This is a genomic window from Flavobacterium panici (genome assembly GCF_903819335.1).
Classification (GTDB): Bacteria; Bacteroidota; Bacteroidia; order Flavobacteriales; family Flavobacteriaceae; genus Flavobacterium; species Flavobacterium panici.
This window is the reverse complement of sequence record NZ_CAIJDE010000034.1, coordinates 398028-418767: the sequence shown is the minus strand read 5'-3', so window position 1 is coordinate 418767 and position 20740 is coordinate 398028. Positions and strand designations below refer to the sequence as shown.

Annotated in this window: 18 protein-coding genes and 3 tRNA genes; 5 read left to right on the top strand and 16 right to left on the bottom strand. The window is 33.5% G+C overall.

Annotated elements, in window-relative coordinates:
* Positions 1-76 precede the first annotated feature (76 nt).
* The 3 genes from FLAPXU55_RS08050 to FLAPXU55_RS08040 form a co-directional block, all read right to left on the bottom strand.
* Entirely contained in the window at positions 77-1492 is a 1416-nt protein-coding gene (locus FLAPXU55_RS08050; protein WP_180857242.1) for an N-acetylmuramoyl-L-alanine amidase, read from the bottom strand.
* Positions 1489-1860: a BlaI/MecI/CopY family transcriptional regulator gene (locus FLAPXU55_RS08045; protein WP_056207485.1), complete on the bottom strand. Its 372-nt coding sequence runs from the start codon at positions 1858-1860 to the stop codon at positions 1489-1491. Before FLAPXU55_RS08045 ends, FLAPXU55_RS08050 begins: the two co-directional genes overlap by 4 nt.
* Positions 1861-2319: 459 nt before the next feature.
* Positions 2320-3708 carry a dipeptidase gene (locus FLAPXU55_RS08040; RefSeq protein ID WP_180857241.1) on the bottom strand — a complete coding sequence of 463 codons (1389 nt, stop codon included), beginning with the start codon at positions 3706-3708 and terminating at the stop codon, positions 2320-2322.
* A 109-nt stretch (positions 3709-3817) separates the two neighbouring features.
* Here FLAPXU55_RS08040 and FLAPXU55_RS08035 point away from each other — a divergent pair.
* The 3 genes from FLAPXU55_RS08035 (at position 3818) to FLAPXU55_RS08025 (ending at position 5274) form a co-directional block, all read left to right on the top strand.
* Positions 3818-3899 (top strand) — tRNA-Leu (locus FLAPXU55_RS08035).
* Positions 3900-4061: 162 nt separating this feature from the next.
* A complete protein-coding gene (locus FLAPXU55_RS08030) occupies positions 4062-4604 on the top strand; it encodes a KilA-N domain-containing protein (RefSeq protein WP_180857240.1) in 543 nt (180 codons plus the stop codon).
* 25 nt (positions 4605-4629) lie between these two features.
* On the top strand, positions 4630-5274 hold the full coding sequence (locus tag FLAPXU55_RS08025; protein ID WP_180857239.1) for a hypothetical protein: 645 nt from the start codon (positions 4630-4632) through the stop codon (positions 5272-5274).
* A 182-nt stretch (positions 5275-5456) separates the two neighbouring features.
* On the opposite strand, the gene FLAPXU55_RS08020 is transcribed toward FLAPXU55_RS08025, so the two are convergent.
* The gene (locus tag FLAPXU55_RS08020) at positions 5457-5690 is read right to left on the bottom strand and encodes a hypothetical protein (protein WP_180857238.1); all 234 of its coding nucleotides are present in this window, start codon (positions 5688-5690) and stop codon (positions 5457-5459) included.
* Positions 5691-5825: 135 nt separating this feature from the next.
* Here FLAPXU55_RS08020 and FLAPXU55_RS08015 point away from each other — a divergent pair, with 135 nt between their 5' ends.
* Positions 5826-6299, top strand: coding sequence for a YcxB family protein (locus FLAPXU55_RS08015; protein ID WP_180857237.1), 474 nt, complete (start codon positions 5826-5828; stop codon positions 6297-6299).
* Positions 6300-6437: 138 nt separating this feature from the next.
* On the opposite strand, the gene FLAPXU55_RS08010 is transcribed toward FLAPXU55_RS08015, so the two are convergent.
* Positions 6438-6692 (bottom strand): hypothetical protein, encoded by a 255-nt coding sequence (locus tag FLAPXU55_RS08010; RefSeq protein WP_180857236.1) that lies wholly within the window; start codon positions 6690-6692, stop codon positions 6438-6440.
* 337 nt (positions 6693-7029) lie between these two features.
* Here FLAPXU55_RS08010 and FLAPXU55_RS08005 point away from each other — a divergent pair, with 337 nt between their 5' ends.
* Entirely contained in the window at positions 7030-7821 is a 792-nt protein-coding gene (locus FLAPXU55_RS08005) for a DUF6055 domain-containing protein (protein ID WP_180857235.1), read from the top strand.
* Positions 7822-8092: 271 nt separating this feature from the next.
* Here the strand turns inward: FLAPXU55_RS08005 and FLAPXU55_RS08000 are convergent, their stop codons facing one another.
* The 11 genes from FLAPXU55_RS08000 to FLAPXU55_RS07950 all read right to left on the bottom strand — a co-directional run bounded on the left by FLAPXU55_RS08000 (position 8093) and on the right by FLAPXU55_RS07950 (position 20560).
* Entirely contained in the window at positions 8093-8758 is a 666-nt protein-coding gene (locus FLAPXU55_RS08000; protein ID WP_180857234.1) for an HAD family hydrolase, read from the bottom strand.
* A gap of 394 nt (positions 8759-9152) precedes the next feature.
* Positions 9153-10736, bottom strand: a complete 1584-nt coding sequence (locus FLAPXU55_RS07995; protein WP_180857233.1) for an MFS transporter — start codon at positions 10734-10736, stop codon at positions 9153-9155.
* A gap of 1 nt (position 10737) precedes the next feature.
* The gene (locus tag FLAPXU55_RS07990; protein ID WP_180857232.1) at positions 10738-11787 is read right to left on the bottom strand and encodes an HlyD family secretion protein; all 1050 of its coding nucleotides are present in this window, start codon (positions 11785-11787) and stop codon (positions 10738-10740) included.
* 214 nt (positions 11788-12001) lie between these two features.
* Positions 12002-13360: a TolC family protein gene (locus tag FLAPXU55_RS07985; RefSeq protein ID WP_180857231.1), complete on the bottom strand. Its 1359-nt coding sequence runs from the start codon at positions 13358-13360 to the stop codon at positions 12002-12004.
* Positions 13361-13729: 369 nt separating this feature from the next.
* Positions 13730-14551 (bottom strand): helix-turn-helix transcriptional regulator, encoded by an 822-nt coding sequence (locus tag FLAPXU55_RS07980; RefSeq protein ID WP_180857230.1) that lies wholly within the window; start codon positions 14549-14551, stop codon positions 13730-13732.
* Between the two features lie 273 nt (positions 14552-14824).
* Positions 14825-14898: transfer RNA gene (locus tag FLAPXU55_RS07975), tRNA-Asp, on the bottom strand.
* A gap of 551 nt (positions 14899-15449) precedes the next feature.
* A tRNA-Asp gene (locus FLAPXU55_RS07970) sits at positions 15450-15523 on the bottom strand.
* An 86-nt stretch (positions 15524-15609) separates the two neighbouring features.
* Positions 15610-16536: a DUF58 domain-containing protein gene (locus FLAPXU55_RS07965; RefSeq protein WP_180857229.1), complete on the bottom strand. Its 927-nt coding sequence runs from the start codon at positions 16534-16536 to the stop codon at positions 15610-15612.
* Complete coding sequence (locus tag FLAPXU55_RS07960; protein ID WP_180857228.1) at positions 16533-19106, bottom strand: M1 family aminopeptidase; 2574 nt, start codon at positions 19104-19106, stop codon at positions 16533-16535. Before FLAPXU55_RS07960 ends, FLAPXU55_RS07965 begins: the two co-directional genes overlap by 4 nt.
* A gap of 264 nt (positions 19107-19370) precedes the next feature.
* Positions 19371-19955, bottom strand: coding sequence for a DUF4082 domain-containing protein (locus tag FLAPXU55_RS07955; protein WP_180857227.1), 585 nt, complete (start codon positions 19953-19955; stop codon positions 19371-19373).
* 53 nt (positions 19956-20008) lie between these two features.
* Entirely contained in the window at positions 20009-20560 is a 552-nt protein-coding gene (locus FLAPXU55_RS07950; protein ID WP_180857226.1) for a hypothetical protein, read from the bottom strand.
* Positions 20561-20740: the final 180 nt, after the last annotated feature.

Genomic DNA, 20740 nt, shown 5'->3' with positions numbered 1-20740 from the left:
TCCAGATTTTTCTGAAAGCGGATTTTTTTATTTTTTAGACTTAAAGGGACAGCGCTATAGGCTTCTTGACAAACATTTATATTTTTATGAATTCTATGATTTTATTTGCAATTTCATTTTGTCCATTTTCGCTAATTAGATAATTTCTATCATTTTCATTTGTCAAATAGCCAATTTCTACTAATAATGCAGGACATTTTGAGTTTTTGAGCACAAAGTAATTCGCATCTTTAACCTCACCTTTGGCAAACTTTTCATTTGAAATTTTATCAACTAAATTTTCAGCCTTTTCCTTTGATTCTTCATAAAAACCATTTTGTTTTGAAACATATGCATTTACCCCATTTTCATTCAGATTTTCTGAACTATTTACATGCAAAGAAATGACCAAACTTGGGTTTATTTTGTTTATTTTCGATACTCTTTCACTTAATTCAATAAAGCTGTCATCTTTTCTAAGCAAAATAATTTCAATTTCATCTTTACTATTCAATAGCTTTATTTTATTTGCAATATTTTCTACAATTTTCTTTTCTTGCCCGGCACCAATCTGCGCTCCAATATCTTCTCCTCCATGTCCGGCATCAATTACTATAGTTTTTTTACCACTTAATGGCAATGGTTTGAAAGCTAATATCAAAAAGATTACTAAAAGACCTAAAACAGCTAAAGACTGCATCATTAGGGATTTTGTTTTTGAAGTGATTTTTGTCATCATAATAAGTCGTTTTTTTGTTGATAAAAAATTTAAATTACTAGTCAAATAAATGGGTTTGGAAATGTTGAATTTGTTGAGCAAAAGGTTCTGATATAAATAAACATCATGATGCGCTGCTATTACATTTTCATCTGCCAAAAACTCATGATTAAGCTGAATGGCTTTTTTATAAAAAATAAAGATAGGATTGAACCAAAATAACGTTTTCAAAACTTCTATAAAAATCACATCAAGAGTATGTTTTTGCTTTACATGGGCAATTTCATGCGTAAACAATTCTTGTTCTATTAGTCCATTTTCAAAATCATTTTGATTCATGTAAATGGAATTCCAAAAAGAATAAGGCAATGTTTTCTCTGAGAGTAAAACCATTCTTATGTTTTGATACACAATGATTTTAGATACTTTAGCCTTAGATGTGATTTTATAAATATTTTGAACAAACCGATAACTTAGTATTAAAGTAATTAAGCCATAAATTATCCATAATAGAGAAAGCCAGTAATTGGTTTGTTGATCTTTGTTTATATCTATCAATTCTGTTTGAATTGGAAGATGGCCTGTATTAGTCGAAAACGGAATTGCATTATTGTACACAATAGGAATATCTTGTTGAATTTCAAAAGACATGAAAGGAACCAATATTGAAAACAATAAACTGACTAATAAAAAATACCTGTTGAAGCGAAACATTTTTTCATTTTGCAAGAGCAAATGGTATACAGCCAAAAGAACGCTTAAGCTAATTGTGGATTTTATTAGAAAGTCTGTCATTTTTTCTTTTTTTGAATTTCCGAGTCGATTATTTTTCTAAGATCTTCTAATTCTGAAGCCGACAAATTGGTTTCGGTCGTAAAAAAAGAAGCAAACTGCGAAGCTGAATTATTAAAGAAATTGCTAATAAGCCCTTTTACGTGTTTTGAGAAATAATCCGTTTTTTTTACCAAAGGATAATATTCTCTCGAATTTCCAAATTCATTGTAAGCAACAAATTTTTTGTCGATCATTCGTTTTAAAAGCGTTGCAACAGTTGTTGTTGCCGGTTTTGGTTTTGGATACGCTTCAAGTAAATCTTTCATAAAAGCCTTTTCAAGCTTCCAAAGATGTTCCATTAATTGTTCTTCTGAGTTTGATAGCTGCATATTTTTAAGGTTCTAAGATTCTGAGTTGCTAAGTTTCTAAGTTTCTAAGTTTTTTTTTCTCTTAGGGTTTAAACAATCCTTTATGGTTCTACATTTATAGATTTTGCTCTACAAATGTAGAGTCAAAATTTTAATATGCAAATTTATTTAGGAAAAATTTATTTTAAGTCACACAAAAACAAAGCTTTAAGGATATTTTTTTTAATTACCTCTAGCTTTAGCTGGAGGTGTAGAAGGAACTCAAGAGAAAAGGCTTTAGCCAAATTTGTATTGTATTTAATTAAAACAAAATCCCTAATAGTTCGGTTAAAGCTAATGCTAATCTCTTTTAAAAACCTCCAGCTAAAGCTGGAGGCAATTGAAAATCTTTCTTTGCACCAAAAAAAAATCCGCTCATTTCTGAACGGATTCTATATCTTAAAAAACTTAGTGTCTTAGCGCCTTCGCGGCAAAAACACCTTATTTACTCAATTCCACAAAATACTTGTAAAACAACGGAATAGTCTCAATTCCCTTCAAGTAATTAAAGATTCCGAAATGCTCATTTGGCGAATGAATTGCATCAGAATCCAAACCAAATCCCATCAAAATCGTTTTGCTTTTTAATTCTTTCTCAAACAAAGCTACAATTGGAATACTTCCACCAGAACGAACCGGAATTGCCGGAACTCCAAATGTTTCTGTATACGCTTTATTTGCCGCCTGATAACCGATGCTGTCAATTGGCGTAACGTAACCTTGACCACCGTGGTGAGGCGTTACTTTTACCGTAACTCCCGCCGGAGCAATACTTGTGAAATGTTTTGTAAAAAGTTCTGTAATTTCAACCCAATCCTGATTTGGAACCAAACGCATCGAGATTTTAGCAAAAGCTTTACTCGCAATAACCGTTTTAGCACCTTCGCCAGTATAACCGCCCCAGATTCCGTTTACGTCTAATGTCGGACGGATTGAGTTGCGTTCGTTGGTTACATAACCTTTCTCGCCGTAAACATCTGCGATGTTTAAAGCATTTTTATATTTTTCTAAACTAAAAGGCGCTTTTGCCATTTCAGCTCTTTCTTCTGCAGATAATTCCTGAACTTTATCATAGAATCCCGGAATCGTAATATGATTGTCTTCATCGTGAAGAGAAGCGATCATTTTTGCCAAAATATTAATTGGGTTCGCCACTGCTCCACCGTATAAACCAGAATGCAAATCGCGGTTTGGACCTGTAACTTCAACCTCAACATAACTCAAACCCCTTAAACCTGTCGTGATCGATGGTTGTTGGTTAGAAATCATTCCGGTATCTGAAATCAAAATAACGTCGTTTTTCAGTTTTTCCTGATTACGCTCTACAAACCAAGCCAAACTTGCCGAACCAACTTCTTCTTCACCTTCGATCATGAATTTTACGTTACAAGGCAAATTATTAGTTTGCACCATATATTCAAGCGCTTTTACGTGCATGTACATTTGGCCTTTATCGTCACACGCTCCACGTGCGAAAATTGCGCCTTCTGGGTGAATATCTGTAGTTTTTATAACCGGTTCAAAAGGTGGTGAAGTCCATAATTCTAATGGATCTGGCGGTTGAACATCGTAGTGTCCGTAAACTAAAACTGTTGGAAGATTTGGGTCGATTATTTTTTCTCCATAAATAATTGGATAACCCGGAGTATCGCAAACTTCAACTAAATCGCAGCCTGCTTTTGATAAACTTTCTTTTACAGCCTCTGCTGTATCAATAACATCTTGTGAATATGCAGTGTCGGCACTTACCGACGGAATCTTTAATAATTCGATCAATTCATTGATAAACCGATCTTTATGTTGTTGAACGTAGGACTTAATATTTTCCATTTAAATAATTTTTATAGAAAACCAAAAGTACAAAAAAGAGAATTAATATTTTTTTTGAAATTTTTCTTTGAATATTCGAAAGTATGCTTATCTTTGCACCCACAATTACGCGGATATGGTGAAATTGGTAGACATGCCAGACTTAGGATCTGGTGCCGCAAGGCGTGTAGGTTCGAGTCCTATTATCCGCACTAAAAAAGCTTCTGAGAAATCAGAAGCTTTTTTGTTTTGGAGATATTCTCATTTTCAAATATCTTTTTCAAGAGTCATCTTATGTATTTTAATGTTAATAACTTCAATTTTAAACATTAAACAAGATCCTTATATTTGGTTTCACCTTAACTTTTTCTACTATGAAGCCAATAATTGAGTTGTTCAATGAAAACCCAATCAATTTTTACATTAGCAGCCATGATAAAGATATTGTTGTCAACGCATCTGAAATGGCTTTGATTTTTAATAAAAAAACAGAAGTTTTTTTAAAATTAAAAGAGACAGAAAATTTTGTTCAGATACTTTTAAACCAATTAAATTCTCAAGAAGAAACTCCAGATTACAATATTGACCATATTTTTCATATAAAAGAAGACGTGACTTACATGCACAGAAAGCTTGCGATAAAATTTGCTTCTTGGTTAAGTGTAGAATTTGAAATTTGGTTTTTTGAAACAGTAGATAATATACTTTTTGGAAATTATAAAAAGCATTGGAATGCGCATGATATTCAAAAAACATCCCAAGCAAGAATGATTGAATTAAAGAGAAAACTTCTAATTAATCCAACTGAAAAAGATGTTCATGATTATTTCAGAGCTGAAAAAGAATTTACAAACGCAAAGATGGCAAAACTAAGAGCAATTAAAGATCAATATAGTTTTGAATTTGATGCAGAATAAAGAATTAGTACAAAACAAATTATACATGAAGCTCTTTAATTTTTTTAAAACTTGGAAAACTAAACAGAAAGTAAAAAGCTTACGTAAAAAATTAAAACTTGAAATTGATCAAAATATTTCAGGATCTCAAGAAAGCATTGATCAAATTAGTAAGGTTTTGACAGATTTTAAAAAGCATAATTACTCTAAGCATGATAGTTTTTTAAATCTCTGCATTTTTTCTGACATTGTCCTAATTGACTTAACTTTATTGTTAGAAAAGTTTCAATTTGCAGAAAGATTACAAGAGAAAAAATTATATGCAAGAGTAATTTCTATAGTATTACTCGACTACTTAGATAATATTGGCGTGCTCATTGGTAGTAATTGTTTAGCAGAATTAAAAAGAAATAACATGCTTGAATTTATTGACGAATTCAAATCAATGCATAAAAATTTTTCTTCTTTTAAAACAACCAATGAAAGGTTACTTCGAGAAATAAGAAACAACACAATCGCCCATAAAAATAAAGATGCTTTAATTCTTAACCAACATATAAATAAATTAAACGAAAACGAAATTTATGAATTTGGCTTACAATTTAAAATTCACATCAAAGATTTCATCGATCTTTCAACTAAAGTTATAAATTATATAAGTGAATATATGCGAGAAGGAAGGAAAATCTAAATGCACATTTACCTTCACTCATAAATCTCTTGTTTAAAATTTTCAAATCCTTTTGTTTTTTTGTCATTCCGAGGAACGAGGAATCGCACGCGTTGATCGACAAAGATTGACGCTTTTCTTTGCGGAATTTCTTGTGCGATTCCTCGTTCCTCGGAATGACAAACTAAACCTAAAACCTTCCTTCACTCAACGTCTAAATAAGGATCAAGAACTTCTGCTAATTTATTCAACCAATAAAAATTATCATCGAGGTTATTTAATTCAGATTCCAGAGTTTCACAACCTCGCATTGAACATAGCGAAAGAGCGTAATTTACTTCTCGTATAGTTTTTGCCAAATCTTTTGGGTCAATTCTATTAACAAAAAAATCTTTTATTCTGTTTTCAACTTCTTCTGAAAGTTTATTTGTACTCATAATTTTATAATTTAAAATATTGCAAAAATCATCAAGAACATTTATCTTATGTAGGCAAATGCGCCTTCAACTCTAATTATTTTTTTCATATACAAAATCTATTTTTACTTTTACAGCAAATCCAAAAAGCTACCAATGATCAAAACCAAAAAATTTCACTTTACTAAAAAAGAATACCTTTCATTTATTATTAGAATTCTATTAAAAAAACGATGGTGGCTATATTCTATTATGTTGTTATTAGCTATTGCAATTCTATTTAAGGATAACAAAGATTCTTCTGATATTTTTATGATTGTATTTGGCTTTCTATTTCCGCTAATTACATTTTTTCAATATTGGAGATTTGCAAACTCAAAAGAAAACAAGATCATTCTTTCAGAAAGAGAACATGAAATTTTCAACGACAAAATTATTTCTCGCTTTGATGAAACAACTGAAAGTACAATTGCAGTAACGAATTTCATAAAAGTTTTAGAACTAAATGATCTTTATATTTTATATCTCTCAAAAGGACAAAGTGTATTTTTCCCAAAACGAATTTTTGAAACTCCAGAAGATGAAAATTGGTTTAGAAATGAAGTGTTTTTGAAGATTAAAAACAGGTAAATTTCGGCGAAAGACTTTCCTTTTCAAAACAAAAAATCAACCAAAATCTACATTGAAAAAATTTAGGAATCTTGACGAAACACAAAAATTTGCTGTTGCAATTCCTTCTTTATTCTTTTTAAGCTGTTTGACAAAACATTATCTTGAAAATTTTAGAGGCACTTTGATATATGCGTACGGAAGTACTGGTTGTTTATTTCTATGCTGTTTGCTTGTCGTTTTTTCTTTAGTCAATTCTATTTTAATCATTAAAGAATTAAGAATTAAACTCCTGCCAAAAATTCTATGGCTTTTATTAAGCGCATCTGTTTTTCTTTTAATTACAGGATTAATAATTGCAATTGCCTTAGACATTGCATAATTTTCGGCTAAAGCCTTTCTTTTTTCCAACATAAAACCTCCAGTTTAAACTGGAGGCAATTTATTTAACTTTCTTATTCAGTAAAGTAAATACGATTCGTTTGTTATTCTCTTCGAAATGACAATGCATTTGTGGTCAAAACACAGAAAAAATCCTTTTAATTATAATAATCTGTGGCTAAAAAAACTTTGCAACTTCGCTCCAGATAGCTATTGGGATTGCAAGATTAAAACTGCCAAAGCTTAACAATTCAGAAATTTCTTTAAATCTTTTTGTATTTAGTCTTTAAATATTCTTATTTTTAAAATACCAAAAACCTAATTCTCAATATTTTGCTTGTTTTTAAATCTCAAAAAACATTTAGAACACATGAGGAAATACAAATTATTAATTATTCTTTTAGGGATTATTATTGGCGTTTTTTACGTTGCAAGAACAACTCGAACCTTTACCGTTAAACACAAGGCTCAAACTCTGGAATCGGAACATTTTATTATTTCCTACGATGGAATTTATAAAAGCGAGGCTGAAAAACTAAGCGAACATCTTGAAAGCAATTATACTGAAATAAGAACGAATTTAAAAGATGTAAAACACGGCCTGATAAAGGTTTTTGTTTACGGCTCACAATACAAGTTTAATGTCGCTACTGGTTTAGAAAATGCAAACGGCACAAGTCGCGGTCCAAATGAATTTCATTTTGTCTGGACAAACTGGTTCAATTCAATTTTTCCAGACGATCCGCTAAAAACGGCTCTGCATGAATTTACGCATTGTGTTCAGTTAAATATATTAATCGACAAAGCAAAACAAACGATTATCACACAAGACCGTACCGAGTTTGATAAGCAATTTGATAAAAAGTTTGCAGTCGAATATCCGCGCTGGCTTTGGGAATCGATCAGTATTTTTGAAGCTGGAGAAGTAAATTCCTTAAGCGTAAAATATGCCAAAAGCAAAAACCTAACTTTAGAAGAACTTAATCACAGTAATCAGATTTACAATATTGGATACACGATAGTCGAATATCTTACCCAAAAATGGGGAAATGATATACTGCCAAAACTGATTGCTTCTTTTGGTAATATTGAGAAAACATTAAATATATCAACTGAAGAATTTGAAAAAGGCTGGATTGCTTTTTTGGAGGAGAAGTATTGAATGTTTCTTTTATCCGTCTAGTTTGTCATTTCGAGAAACGAGAAATCGCACTAGAAACTCCGCAAAGATTGGCGATTCTCTTTGTAGATTCACGAGTGCGATTTCTCGTTCCTCGAAATGACAATACTTTGCGGTTACCCTTTACGGAGTTACTTGCGAAGATTTCTCGTTCCTCGAAATGACAAGATTGAGGTTACTCTTAACAAAAAACCTTTGTCAAAGTTTAAAACTTTGACAAAGGTCTTCAGTATAGTTTTGGAATTAAGATTTTCTAAGAATTGGAATTTAACAACTCAATTATCTTATCCACATTAATTTCGCTGTAATCATTAATATAAAAATCACATACCGGAAGTTGTTCTTTTGTATGTGTACTCAAAACGCCCACGACTTTCATTCCGGCATTTAATCCCGCTGTAACGCCCGAAAAAGAATCTTCGAAAACCACACAATCAGACGGAGAAACGCCAACACGCTCTGCCGATTTTAGATATACTTCGGGATTTGGTTTATGAAACGTAACGTCTTCGCTGGACATCATCGAATCCATTTTGTCTGTGATTTTTAAGGCGTTTGCAATCAAATCAAGATTCGCACGCGGCGCCGATGTCGCAACGGCTGTTTTAAATCCGCGAGATTTTAATTCGCTTAAAAAATCCAAATAATGCGGAATCGTATCGACTTTATCTTTATAAATTTCACGAAACATTCCTTCTTTTTCGTCTTCGAGTTTTAAAAGTTCTTCTCCCGCAATTGGACGTTTGAAGAAATGCGTCATGATATAACTGTTATGTTTTCCGTACATATGTTCTTCAAATTCTTCATTGGTATAAGGAACTTTATATTTATCGAAAAACGCCTCAAAAGCCTTCACATGATGCGGATTGGTGTGCGAAATCACGCCATCCATATCAAAAATTACACATTGCTGTTTCATTTTATATTTTTTGTTTTTTTAACGGTTGCAAGATAGGGTAATAAAGGGTTATTTCACAGAGATTCGCAGAGGTTTTTCACGGAGATTCGCTAAGAGTTTTTTTTGAATCTCGCGAAGTCGCAGAGGCGCAAAGATTTTTATTTTAAGCAATCTACATCATACTGTTTGTCATTTCGACAAAGGAGAAATCTCCACGAGCAGCTCTACAAAGATTGGACTTTCGTTGCGGAGTTACTTGCGAAGATTTCTCCTTCGTCGAAATGACAAACTTTGTGCAAAAAACCTAAAACCTGAAACTTTAAACCTGAAACAAAAAACTTTGCGCCTCTGCGACTTTGCGAGATTAAATTCACTCCACTTTGGAATTTGGAATTTAAAAATTGGAATTTGCATTTTAGCCGATCCAAATTTTACTTTTAACCAAAGTCATCGTTTGTCTTAAATGCTGATTACACGCAATCAGAATAATCAAAGCCACTAAACCATAACCTACAATCGTATAAATCTCCATATCGGCTAATAACGTGGCTTGCTTGGCAACAGTTCCGAAAACTTTCTTCAAGGCTAAAGTATTTGCATTATCTGCCGAATATCCTTTTGCCATAAAACTTTGTGCGGTTGCAGAAATTGTTTGCTGTGCTTCGGGATTTTCGCCCGTTACAAACTGACTTAGTTTTAAAAAATGTTTTTTATTTAAAAATACAGCTGCATTTTGCATCACACAAAAGCCAATTGTACTTCCCCAAAAACGCCCCGAAACACCGACAATTCCAGAAGAAACCGCCATTTTTGCCGGAACCGAAGATGTGGTAAACAGGATTAACGGAACGAATAAAAACCCGACGCCAATACCTTGTAAAACATACGGAATGATAATATCCGATAAAGCCACATCGGGCACGAAAAGAAACGTAAACCAAAAATGAAACAACGCAATTAGCGAAAAACCAATTATAAAAATGATTTTCGTCGAAACAGATTTCATCAGAAAATAAGCAGCTAAAATAAGCCCGATTACATTTCCCAATCCGTTTATGTATTGCACGCCTGCAACGCGCGACGGATCCCAATTCCAAATGGAAAACATCGCCGAATGACAAAGGCTCAGCGTTGCTCTGCTGATATAGAAAAGGAAAAACAATAAAAACCCAATTCGGAGATTGGCGTATTTAAAAACTTCAAAGTCAAAAGTTGGTCTTTTTACCAAAAGTTCTTTAAAGATGAATAATCCGCCCGTAATCAAAGCAATCATTAACATTAAAACCATTTCAGAAGAATCGAACCAATATTTTTTCTCGGCATAAACAAAAAAGTAAGCACCGCAAAGAATGGCAGTTAAAACCAAAAAATAACTCATCCAGTCGATTTGATACAACGGAATTTTCTTTGTGATTCGGTGCCCACGAAAAGTAACTAAGATTAAAAAGACATTCAAAACCTGCAATCCGCCCGAAACATACAGCATGTATTTCCAATCGTAATGATCCAGAAACCAGACTGCAATGTTCATAATAAAAGGCGTTGACAACAACAGCGAACCGTAATAAAAGGAGAAACCAATTATAATGGCATTTTTAGAATTAAACTGCTCGATCAACAATTGTCTGATTGTAATTACCGGAAGCGCCATCAAAATTCCCTCGGCAATTCTGAGCATTAAAAAAAGATAAAAATTGGTAATATACGCCGATGAAACAATCGTAATCCCGATTAAAGAATAAACCGCCATCAGGTAATTTTTTGCAGGAAAAAAACTTGAAAATCGGCTTTCGATCAAAATCGTTGCCAGCAAAGTTCCGTACGTAACACACATCGCAAACTGCAAATCTTCGGGCTCAATGTCCAGAAAACTTGCCGCATAGGTTACGTTTGAAGTATAAACTCCCAATAAAATCATGGAATGCAAAAGGCAGACAAACAAAATAATGATGATTGCCCATTTTGGAACCCAGGATTTAAAAATACTTTTATCTTCCATTTTAGTGTGCTGCAATCACAGTGATATTCATTCCCGCTCTTAAAAAATCGGTTTGTTTGTCGTTGCCTTTTAACTGAATTCTAACTGGAATTCTTTGTTCGATTTTTACGAAATTTCCCGTTGCATTATCCGGAGGAAGCAATGAAAATCTTGCCCCGCTCGCAGGTGATAAAGATGCAATTGTACCGATAAATGTTTTGTCGCTCACGGCATCGGCTTTTATTTCAACATCCTGACCAACGGTTAAATACTGCAATTGTGTTTCTTTAAAATTGGCTGTAATCCATTTTTCTTTGCTTACGATTGAAAGCAATGATTGTCCTTCTTTTACCAATTGTCCCGGCTGTAAAGTTCGTTTTCCAACCCAACCGTCGTAAGGCGCCGTAATTATCGTGTACGAAAGAAACAATGCAGCATTATCAGCCACGGCTTGTTTTGATGCAATATTCGTTTGCGTTGTCGGCACATTTGCTTCTGCAACAGAAGTACTTAAAGTCGCGGAGTGAATTCTGTTTTTCATTTCCTCAAAATGCGCCTGCGCTGCTTCGTAATCGGCGCGAACTTTTTCCAATTGCTGAGAAGTTGCCGCTTCTTCTTTTACCAAAGCTTTGTACCTTTCGTATTCCAGTTTTGTTTTCCAAAGATTGGATTTTGCACCCTCTAATTGAGATTCGTTAATTGCCGTTGCACTTGCCGTTGTAACCGCATTTCTTTGCGCCACAACGCTATTTTGCTGTGCATTTTGAACATCGGCAAGAGCCACATTCAATTTTGATTTATATTCCCGATTGTCAATTACAACCAAAGTATCGCCTTTATGCACAAACTGATTTTCATTAAAACGAACTTCCTGCACATAACCTGTAATTCTCGACATAATTGGAGTTACATATTGTTCCACCTGAGCGTCATTGGTTTCTTCGTGGTTTCTGTTGAATACATAAAACCAAATTCCCAAAATAACCCCGCTTACCACAAGCGCACATGCAATAACTGTTATTAATATATGAAACGTTCTGTTTCTTCTAGTTTCATTTTTTATCTTAACCATAAACTTTATATCTTTAATTATTTTCCCCCGGATTGAAATCCGGCGCTACAATATGAATCGTTCCATCGGAACTTAAAATCTATATTCTTTATTCTATTCTTTCTATTTCTTCCCAGGATTAAAATCCTGCGCTACAATATGGATCGTTCCTTCGGAACTGAAACCCTATATTTTCTATTTATTCTCTTGCTTCTTGCCTCTTTCTTCTAAAAAATCAAATCTCGTTAGGCATAATTCCAGCCGTATGAAGCAATTCGTAATGTTTTAAAACCGCATCCAATCGGGTAGAAATTTTATTGTATTTCGCCTGAAGCAAAGCATTATCAGCATCGACCATTTCGGTAATTAAAACCAGTTGGTTTAAGTATTTCAGTTTTACGATTCGGTAATTTTCATTGGCTAAATCCAAAGCTTTATCAACAACTACAAATTTTTCAAGGATTTCCTGATACTGTGTATGTTCTTTATAAAGCTTATCCTGAATTTCATCTTTTATAATTTCCGTCTGCATTTGCTGCCATTCGATTTTTTTGTTTGCCTGTTCTACTTTGGTTTTGTTTTTGTACAAAGCCGAAATATCAAAATGTGCTTCGATTCCCACTTGTCCTAAAGTGTACAAATACGGATTTGGCGGAAAAAATTTGTAGTTTGGGTAATAAAATCCATAATTTCCGAAGAAGTTTACCGTTGGCAGATAATTTCCTTTTACCAATTGCAATTCTGTTTTTTTGATGTTTAATTCCTGACTTGCCATTCGCATTTCTTCATTTTGCAAAGCTTTAGTCATATAAAAATCATACGGATCTAAACCGTTCATTTCCTCCAAAGCGGCTGTTGTATCAATCGCGATTTCTTCATTTTCCGGAATCTGAATTAAAGTTTTCAGATCGTGAAGCGCAATTTTTATGTTTTTGGAATTTGTAAGCGCATTTAATTCACGATCCGAAAGCTGTAATTCGGCTCTAATAACTTCATTTTTTGTAACCGTTCCGTGTTTTTGAAGCGATTGTACTTCTTTCAATCGGTTTTTTTCTTCTTTGATGTTTTCTTCAAAAATCTTCTGAAGTTCCATCATTTTATAAATCGACAGATAGTTAGCTACTACTTCGAGCTCGATATCATTTTCAGTCTTTTCGGTTTTTATTTTAGCAATTTCGCTTTCCTGATTGGCAATTTTAATGGCATTATTGATTTTATTGCCCGCATAAATTGGCATTTTAAAAGTCGAATTCACTTGGTAAATTTCAGGAATTGCCTTTGTAACTTCTTTTCCATTTAAGAAACCGCTTCCTTTAAATTCCGTTATATTCGTAATTCTGGAATATTCGCCGTTTAATTCAATTTCCGGCAAGCGGAGTTCTTTACTTTCTTTGATGTTTTGCTCCGAGAGCGTGATCTCCAATTGAGATCTAAGGATTTTTTTGTTGTTTTCTTTTGCCAGTTTCAAAGCTTCTTTTAATGAAACCGAATGAACTTGCTGCGCTTGTAAGCCATTGAATGCTAATACAATTAAGAGTAACAGCAGGATTCTGGAAAAACAATCGTCTGTAGAATTTGTTGTTTTAAGGAACATGATAATAATTTATGCTGCAAAGTTCCTTCATTTTTCCGTTGACTGATAATTCTAAAAAGTCAATAACGTATTCATTTCGGACAAATGTTAAAACTGTATTTCCCGAAAACGTTATATTAAAATATTGAAAAACAATTTATTAGAATATTAATTTAGTTTGAGATGTTTCACGCAGATTTATAAATGATTTAAGCAGATGTACGCAGATTTTATTTTTTGTTCTCGCAGATTTGGCAGATTGTTCAGATTATAAAGCATTTAAAAAATCTCTCAAATCTGCGGAATCTGCGAGAGAATTTTTTTACGTATGAAATAAAGAGAATCAGCAAAATTGGCTTACATCTATTAAAATCTGCGTGAAATAAAATTTTACTTTCGCTCCAAAATCTCTTCACCATTTAAGTAATCGGAAGGTCTTTGACCTAAAATCTTAAAAAAGGTGTTACTAAAGGTCGGAACGCTATTATAACCAACTTCCAGAGCTACCTCTTTTACAGAAAGTTTTCTTTCTAATAAAAGTTCAATCGCTTTTAAAATTCTGCGAATGGTATAATATTGAATGAAAGACATTTTGAGATCTTTTTGAAACAAGCGATACAAAGAGCGTTCGCTGTAACCAAATTCATGAGCAACATCGGCAAACAGAATCGTTTCTCCGAGATTGTTTTCAATATAACGCAGAATTTTACCGAGTCGCTTATCTTTAGGCTGTGGTAATTCTAAAGGTAAATTATTGGTACATATTTGAGGTAAAATCGCTTTTATCGCTTTAGCAATGGTAAAGTTTGGAGTTCCTTTTTTAAGATGTCCGTTCCATCGATTCGTGAAAAGCATCATTTGCAACAATAAATTATTGACAGGATAAATTCCTTCTACTTTATAAAAGTCGTCTTCATCTTTTTCGACTGGAAAATAGAGATTTCGCATCATCACATGTTCCGACTTTGGCTCGATACTGTGTTCTAATCCAGCAGGAATCCAAATAAAATGTCTTGCAGGGAGAAAATAAGATTTCGTTTCGGTTGTTACAAAAACTACATCGCCTTCTGCATATAACATCTGTGCTTTATCGTGTTTATGCCTTGGAACGAACAATTCTCCCATTATATCATGATGACAATAAATGCTTTTTTTATCGGCATCTACTTTCTTGATATAGTATTTGTCTACTTTAAAAGTTGATTGTTCCATTATTGCGATTTCTTATTATAAAGATAAGAAAGAAATTTAACCGCAAAGACGCAAGGTAAAAGCGCAATCCCGATAGCTATCGGGAGCAAAGCTTTATAAACTTAAAATTTAGCCACAGATTAAAGGATTAAAAGGATTTTCAAAATCTGAGTAATCTGAGTAATCTGTGGCCAAAAAAACCTTTGCGAACTTTGCGTAAATCTTAGCGCCTTTGCGGTAAAACCCTAAAAACAAAAAATGCCTTTCCGTTAAGAAAGGCATTTTAAATTTAAGCGGTCTGGACGGGACTCGAACCCGCGACCCCATGCGTGACAGGCATGTATTCTAACCAACTGAACTACCAAACCCACTGCTTTATTGTGAGTGCAAAAATACAACAGAAGTTGGATTTTGCAAGGGTTTTTAGGAATAAAAATTGAGAAATTTTTAATGAACTAAATTTCAATATTTTAAAATTCGAGAACTAAATCAAAAAACAAGAACTTTCTTTCTTTTTAACCGAAATCTCGATAGTTTTCTGTCAAATAAAAATATTTATCCTATTTAAACATAGCCCGTGGTTTCAACCACGGGGACACAATGATGACCACAATTCCGTTTCCCGTGGTTGAAACCACGGGCTATATTTAAAATGCAATGAGTATAAAAACGCAAAGGTCGCAAAGCTTAATTAAACTTTGCGACCTTTGCGTAAATCTTAGTGTACTTTGCGGTTAAAAACAAAAATCAAAAGTGTCTTAAATCAAAAAAGCCATCCACAAAAGTGGAAAGCTTTTCATTGGTCTAACTACTAAACCAGCTACGAGTTACAAAGTCGTAGCAAAACAACACAACTAATCTTAGATACCGTATTTGGGCAAAAAAGCCTTTCTGTTAAGAAAGGCTTCTCCCAATATTGCGGTCTGGACGGGACTCGAACCCGCGACCCCATGCGTGACAGGCATGTATTCTAACCAACTGAACTACCAAACCTCTGCGTTATTGCGGTTGCAAAGATAGTACAGAATTTCATTTCTGCAAGTGTTTTGACAAAAAAAATGAAATAAATTTTCAAATTCTTAGCCAAAGTTTTGTTTTTCAACTAAATATGTAGTCAATATTTTTTCAAAATTGTCGCCCACATTTACTGGAACGTACTTAATTTGGTTCTTGGCGCAGGTTAAAGCCAGGTTTTTAAAGTAAGCTTCTACCCTTTTTTCATATTCAACTTTAACATTATCGGCAAAAATTGAAAATTCTTCTCCCGATTCTAAGTCGATAAACTTTCTTGGTGCGTTATCAAAATCAAATTTCAATTCCGTCTCATTATCAACCACATGAAACAAAACTACTTTATGTTTGTTGTGCTTTAAATGCTGTAAAGCGTTAAAAAGCTTTTCGTCATCTTCGGCCTGAAACATGTCCGTAAACAAAATAATCATCGAACGGCGGTGCATTTTCTCTGCTATTTGATGCAGATATGTAATGGTATCGGTCGTTTTTTTGACTTTTGGCTGAACCAATAAATCTTCCAGTTTATTCAAAAGCATTCTGTGGTGACGATCACTTCCTTTTTCCGGAGCGTAATATTCGTATTTATCGGAGAAAACGCTTAAACCAACGGCATCGCGCTGTTTCTTTAAAATATTCATTAAAACTGCCGAAGCCAAAACCGCAAAACCAATCTTTTTTTCATAAAATGGCTGATTCGATTTTAGTTCGGGATAATGCATTGACGACGAATTATCGACAATAAGATGACAGCGCAAATTGGTTTCTTCCTCAAAACGTTTCGTATACAAACGGTCGGTTTTGGCAAATAATTTCCAATCAATATGTTTAGTGCTTTCGCCTGCGTTATAGACTTTGTGCTCTGCAAATTCGGCCGAAAATCCATGAAACGGACTTTTATGCATTCCGGATATAAAGCCTTCTACAACCTGATTTGCCAGCATTTCGAGATGCTGAAAACTTGAAACTTTCTCTATTTCCGATTCAATTTTCATTCGGTTTCTTTTTTAATATTTTGTGCTTTGTAAAGCAAATCTGTGGCCTGAAATAATTTCCTTTTCAGAATCGGACTAAAATTAGGGTTTTCTTTTAAGAATCGCTGTACTTCATCAAAAGCAAATTTAGACGAATATTTCCCAACGGTATCTTCAAGCCAGTCTTTCGGAAAGAAAATATCTCCGGTAAGCTGGATTTCATCAACCAAATCTAATGAAAATCTAATATATTTTTTAGCACTTTCCTGACGAAGCGGATGATGAATATTACTCAAACCAATTTCAACCCAAGCTTCTTTTTCTCGGTTTTTTTCGTCTCTTAAAGATTCCATAAAAGCATTTCGAACCAATTCGTCTTTTGATAATGACGGAAGCAGGAATTCAAAACGTTTTTGTTTATCAGGATTTGAAATTGTTGTTCTGGTTTTTTCTAAAATTTCATCTGCTTTTTCATGTTTGAAAATCGCTAAATTCATTGCCATATTGGTAAAATCATCTTCGTTTAATTTTAAACCCGGAATTACGATTTCTTTATTCCAAACTTGATATAATTTGGCTTTCGCCGAAGAGGAATACGCAGTCGAACTAAACAAACCAAATAAAGTCTTTTTTACATTGGCAGATGAATTGGTCTGTAAACGTGAATATAATGTATAGCTCAATAAAGTCTGAACTCTTTCTTGCTCTTTTTGGGTTAAAAATCTCCAATAAATCGTATTCAGATTACCAGATACAATTCGCAAAACCAATTCATTTTCTTCAAATTGAATTCCTTTAAAAAAACAATTAAAAGCTTCATCTGGAGAAATATTCCCAATTAGCATGTTTTCATACAAATTACTGTAGGCAGAAGCTCTTGCAACCTCATCTTTCAATGTTGAAATATAATCTAAATTATTGCCGTCAAGCGGAAAAACGCCGTATCCAAAACCATTATAATTGTAAATAATTATGTTTGGTTTTTCAAGTCCGGCAGCTTCTTTTAAAACAATGTTTTTGTCTTTAATAGCAGCGTTTAGAACTTTCACATTATCATCATAAACTAAACCAATTTGAAAAACCTGAGGCCAGATATTATTCGATTTATCTTCGGCATTTTGCTGAATTTCAAACTTTTTAATTTGACCTTTTGAATCGTATTCTATTTTATCTGTAAAAATGGCTCTGCCTGATTTATTAACCCAGACCTCGCTCCATTTTTTCATGTCGAGCGGTGTTTCGGCATCAAGGATTTCTACGAGATTATTCCAGTCGGCGTTATTGTTGGCGTATTTTTTAATGTATTTCTCAATTCCTTTTTGAAAGGCTGCTGCGCCCATCGAAGCTTCTAACTGACGCATCATAATTGGGGCTTTATTGTAAATAATGGCTCCGTAAAGCGATCCGGCATCTTTTAAATTTTCCAAATGTTGTTTTATCGGATGTGTGCCCAAAGATCGGTCTTCCGCGAAAGCGTTACCATAATGCGCTGTAAAAAACTGAAGATTATGATTGACTTTCGGAAAAATTGGATTCATGATTTTATCGGCCATAAAATTGGCAAAAACCTCTTTCATCCAAACATCATCAAACCATTTCATTGTTACCAAGTCGCCAAACCACATGTGCGAGGTTTCGTGCGCGATAAGTTTTGCGCGGTTTAATTTTTCACTGTCGGTTGCACTGTTGTCCAGAAACAAAGTCGATTCTCTATATTGAATGGCACCAACATGCTCCATTCCGCCGTATTGAAAAACCGGAATTGCAGCGAAATCCAATTTTTGAAACGGAAATTTATAATTGATATATTTTTCCAGAAAATCTAAAGATTGCTGATGGAGATTAAAAATCGTATCGGTACTGGATTTTATCTTTTCTGGGTTATTTTCGCGATACAGCATTGTCATTTCTAAACCTGGCTTTTGCGTTGCACTTTTGAATTTTCCGGCAACGAAAGAAAACAAATAAGTACTCATTTTATCTGATTCTCCAAAATTGTATGTTATGAAATCGCCTTTTTCGACTTTCTCTTTTACATCGGCTCCAGCCAAAACCAACCAGTCTTTTGGAACGGAAAGACTCAGTTTATAAGTGGCTTTTATATCTGGCTGATCAAAACATGGGAATAATGTACTCGCGCGATCTGGAACTAAAAGTGTGTACAGAAATTCGTCGTTTCGGTTTAACGATAAATTGCCTGCGATAAAGGAAATTGAAATAGTATTTTTTCCTAAAACTAAAGCCGAAGAAGAAATTACAATATGTCCATTTTCATGAATAATTGTAATGTTTTTTCCGTTTACTTCAATTGTTTTTATGTTTGAAGTTTTCTCTTTAAAATCTAAAAGTAAAGACTGGCTTAAACCAGATAAATTCAAATTTATATTCAAATGAGAATTAATATTCTCTTCTTTCTGTGTTGGGATTTCAAAAGACAATTCGTATTGAATATCTGAAATTTGGTTTTTACGAAATTGAGCCAATTGTTCTGAAACTCCATTTTCTAAAAACGCACTTTCTTTTTCTTTTGATTGAGAAAAACCATTTGTAATTAACACAATAAAACAAAGAAAGCTATAGAAGATTTTCATTTTTAAAGAGATATAAGATTCGTTAAAAATAGGAAAAAACAAACATTTAAAAAAGTCAGTCGCGAATTGGACTAATTTTCACGAATTATATTATCTGTTTAAAACAAAAGAAATCAATTTTTAAATATTTTACAGGAAAAGATCGTAAGGTATGCAAAATAAAAACTCATTGAAATTGGCTTAATTCATGGCAAAAACAAAAAAAGGTTTGACGATTGTCAAACCTTTTTACAAACTCACTAATTAAACTATCCAAAAATAAAATTATTCAGTTTGTTGAAAATCAAAACTTAAATCTCCTGCATTGTAATTTGCAGAAACATTGGTTGGGAAAGTTTGTGATGTTCCGCTGATCCATCTATATTCATTAAATATGATATGTCCGGCAGTAATAGGGTAAACAGTATTGGTTAGATCTGCCTTGGCCTTTTTATACCAATCATTAGAATTCATTGTAATCATGTATTTTTTATCTTTTTCAAGAGCAAAAACACTGATTTCTTTAGTAACCTGAACATCTGCTGTGGCAACATTTACAGTTTCTGAACGCAATACTGCTTTTCCTGCATAGTCCCAAATCGTTACACGCACTGCAGAATTTGCAGCAGGCAGTTTTAACGTAATGGCTTTAATATTTCCTTTTACAGTTGGTGTAAAAACCAATCCAAATTCGTAATCTCCAGCGTTTACAAAATTAGTAACTGTATTAAATCCGGTTTGAGTATAATAAACTGCAAGCGGGTTTTCTGTTTCAAATGCTGGTGTATTGTCTTTATCGTCATCACTACTGCACGAAGTAATAGAAATTGCAACGAATAAAATGGTAAAAAGTGTTTTTAAAGTTTTCATAATATCTTTATTTATTAGTTCTTATTTGATTTACTTAATTGATTGTATTAAGCTTACGGCTGAATGTTTAAACGTGCACAAACTTCTTCGTAGCTCATTTTAGAATAATCTAGTTTTGCAGTTTTTGCTGTTGCCGCAACTCCTCCGGGAATTAAAATATATCTCCAGTTAAGACTTGTTGGCAAACCTACCGTTCCTCCTTGATCATGTCTAAATCTGAATAATTTGATTTTTTGCACAGTAGAAATAGCCGTAATTGTATTAACAAATCCGCCTGCTGTAGATGTATATGGCACTGTGTAAGTACCTGTTCCAAAAGACACATAAACCAATATGGTTCCTTTTGAAAGAATATCTGATGATAATTGTGGTGCAGCAATACTAGTTGACAATCCAGAGGTTCCATCTATTGTTTCTGCGACTGCTGTAGGCGCTGTAAGCCATGCGCTGTAAATAACATTTGCTGTTCCGGCCGGTCCTGTTGCACCAACAGCGCCATCAACTCCGTTAGTTCCGTCTACTCCGTCTTTTCCGTCATCGCTGCTGCATGAAATTGTAAAAATTGCTAGTAAAAAAATTGATAAAAGGGTTTTAGAAAATTTCATAATAATTTTAGTTTTAAATTGGTCAAATCGTTCTTATTTAATTCAATAACATTATTTTTGTAGAAATCCTAAAGCTGTCAGGGATAGTTATTTTGAGCTCCTGAATTAATTACAAGGCAAATGTGCGCCAATAAAACATGGGCAAAAACAGTGAATAGACAAACAACATTTTAAATAGAC